Genomic DNA, 2,819 nt, shown 5'->3' on the forward strand with positions numbered 1-2,819 from the left:
ACGGTGGGGCATGAGGGCCTTCTGATGCTCGGTGGAGATGTCGCAATCCACACCGAAGCCGGAAGGCCCTCACTCGTTCAAGACCACGACCACATGTCGTCCGTCACCAACCTCCGTGGACAGAACAGCTAGGCCCTGTCCGGGCGTGTTGTCCCGAAGGTCGTCTCAGCCGTCCCTCCCCTGCCAGGTGGTGACGCAGGCTTCGTTCCCCTCCGGGTCGGCAAGCACCCAGAAGGCGGGGGCACGGGCCGCGGACACCAGCCGGCCCCCGGCTGCCAGCGCGACATCGATCCGCCGGGGTGCCTCGTCATGCGGGACACTGACGTCGAGGTGGACGCGGTTGCGCTGCGGACGCGCGCGGTCCATCCGCTGGAACCAGACGGCCGGTCCCTGACCGACCGGGTCGACGAGCGGATCCTCCGGTCCCCCGGCGCCCGCCTCGTCGACATAGCCCAACACCGCCTTCCAGAACGGCCGGATCCCGGCGATGTCCAGGGCGTCGACGGCGATCTCCAGAGTCTGGACGGACCGTGGCGCGCCCGCTCCGGTTCCGGGCTCCGGCAGGAACCCGGACCTGTCGGCGGTGGCGGAGATCAGACGCGCGAGTTCGATGTCCCGGGTGGTGACCGTGGCGCGGTCCGAGGACCGCAGAGTGAAGACGGCCCGGTCGGGCCGGACGTCGACCCGGAGATGGCGGTCGGCATCGTCGCCACACGCCGCGACGGCGTCCCCCGCCAGGCTGATCGCCTGGGCCAGGGTCCCGACCGGAACCGACGTCTGCAAGGCGCCCAGCACGTAGCGCCACCCGTGGTCCTGGACCGCATCCGACGCTTCCTGCCGACTCGGTGTCTGTTCCATGGCCGCATCCTCGCAGCCCCCACTGTCAACGGCTCGTGGGCGGGTCGCCGGCAGCGGCCCGCCCACGAGCGCGTCGGTGGGTCGTCAGGTCGCGGCGCAGCTGATCCCGCTCGGCGCCGTCGAGGAGTTGCCGGTGGCGGTGAACCCGAAGGTCACCGACCCGTTGGGCGCCAGGGCGCCGTTCCACTGGGTGTTGCGCACCGTGACGGACCCGCTGGTCCCGCTCTGCTGGCCGTTCCACAGGCTGCTGATGGTCTGTCCGGGCGCCAGGGTCAGGCCGACGGACCAGCCGGTCAGCGCGGCGCCCGAGGTGTTGGTGACCGTCACCTCGCCCTGGAAGCCGCCCGACCAGCTGTTGACCGTGCGGTAGCCGGCGCCGCAGGCGTCGTTCGGACCGCCGGGATCCCCGCCGGTGGTGCCGCCGACGGTCGTGCCGCCCGCGTCGCCGCCGCCCGTGGTCGTGGTGCCGGACGTCGTGCCGGACGTCGTGCCCGACGTCGTTCCGCCCGTGGTGCCCGTGTCGGTGAGGGTCGGCGTCTGCCAGTTGCGCCACGCCGACAGGTTGCCTGACTTGGCGGCGGCGACCCGGAACACGCCGGGCGCGCTGCCCGAGTTCAGCAGGAACCGCTGGATGCTCTGCTGCAACGGGGCCCGCCACTCCGACCTGACGGCGCAGTGGGTGCCGTCCTGGACGTCGGACCAGTAGCTGATGTTGCTCGTCGCGCCGAGCGCCCGGTAGACCTCGGCCCCGCCGAGCGCCGCCACGCTCCCCGACCTGGCGCCGAGCCAGTCGATGTGCGGGTTCTCCATGACGAACAGGCCGCGCGGCGCGACCATGCCCACCATCTGGTGCATGTCCACCGGCAGCGCGTTCGGGTTGCCGGTGTAGGAGCCGAACGCGTCGCCCAGCCAGGGCTGTTCCGAGTAGGCGCTGCTCAACGGCTGGGCTCCGCTCTCACCCGCGACCCCCCGCAGGATGGGCGCCCCGGCGCTGCCCGACTCGATCGGCATGGTGAGCGCGACCCGCTGGTCGAACGCACCGGCCACGAAGGCGCCCTTGCCGAACCGCGAGCAGCCCGTGACGCCGGTGGCGTCGGCCCGCAGCACGCTGCCGCCCGACTGCTCGACGACGTCGATGATCCGGCTCACGCCCCAGGACCAGGCCATCAGCAGCCCCGTGCTGCTCTGGGCGCCGTAGACGCTGTAGAACGCGCCCTGCTTGTTGTTGCGCGGCGTCCCCTCGCGTCCGACCGTGTACGGGTCGAAGTTGATGACGGCGGCCCCCGACGCCTTGATGGTGGCCGTGTCGGCGCCGAAGCCGCCGAAGACGACGACGGCCGGGAAGGGGCCCGTTCCGCTGGGCAGCTCGACGCTCGCCGAGAAGCTGGAACTTCGGCCCTGGTGCGACACGTTCACCGTGATACCGGTCCGGGAGACGGTCCCGGTCACGCTGTCGGGTCGCGCGGGCTTCTGCCCGTAGACGGTCCGTTCCGCCAGCTCCCGGGTCTCGGCCCGCCGGCAGCGCCAGTCGGCCCTGGTGGCGATGCGGGTGCCGTCGATCCTGGTGAACGGGTCGGGTAGCAGGGAGTTGGCGGCTGGGCCGCCGTCGGGCACCGGGCAGTCGGCGCCGTCGTCCTCCACGGCGGCGATGCCGGGTGCCGCCGCGACCGGCGCGGCGGCGGGAGCCGGGCCGCCGGTGGCGACGGCGCCCGGCACGAGGGTGAGGGTGGCCAGACTGGCGACGGTCCCGAAGACCGCCACGGCCCAGGCCCGAGGCCGGTACCGCCGTAATCCGAGAATGCGCATGGGAGACCTCCGTGTCCCGTACGGAGTTATGGGAGCGCTCCCATGCTAGAAACGGGCCCGGTACATGACAACAGCTGGGACATGCCCCGCTCAGGTTGGCGGGATAGCGGCACCGCCGCCCGGCGCGGGACACACCGGGCGGCGGTGGGGGGCGC

The 2,819-nt window shown here is 72.6% G+C and carries 2 protein-coding genes; both read right to left on the reverse strand.

What is annotated here, in order from left to right; genetic code table 11:
* Positions 1 to 165: 165 nt before the first annotated feature.
* Positions 166 to 858, reverse strand: coding sequence for a VOC family protein (locus tag E1283_RS34685; RefSeq protein WP_132822141.1), 693 nt, complete (start codon positions 856 to 858; stop codon positions 166 to 168).
* A gap of 84 nt (positions 859 to 942) precedes the next feature.
* Positions 943 to 2,664: a glucuronyl esterase domain-containing protein gene (locus E1283_RS34690; RefSeq protein ID WP_132822142.1), complete on the reverse strand. Its 1,722-nt coding sequence runs from the start codon at positions 2,662 to 2,664 to the stop codon at positions 943 to 945.
* Between the last annotated feature and the right edge of the window lie 155 nt (positions 2,665 to 2,819).

The sequence above is a fragment of the Streptomyces hainanensis genome (assembly GCF_004348415.1).
In the GTDB taxonomy this organism is placed as follows: domain Bacteria; phylum Actinomycetota; class Actinomycetes; order Streptomycetales; family Streptomycetaceae; genus Streptomyces; species Streptomyces hainanensis.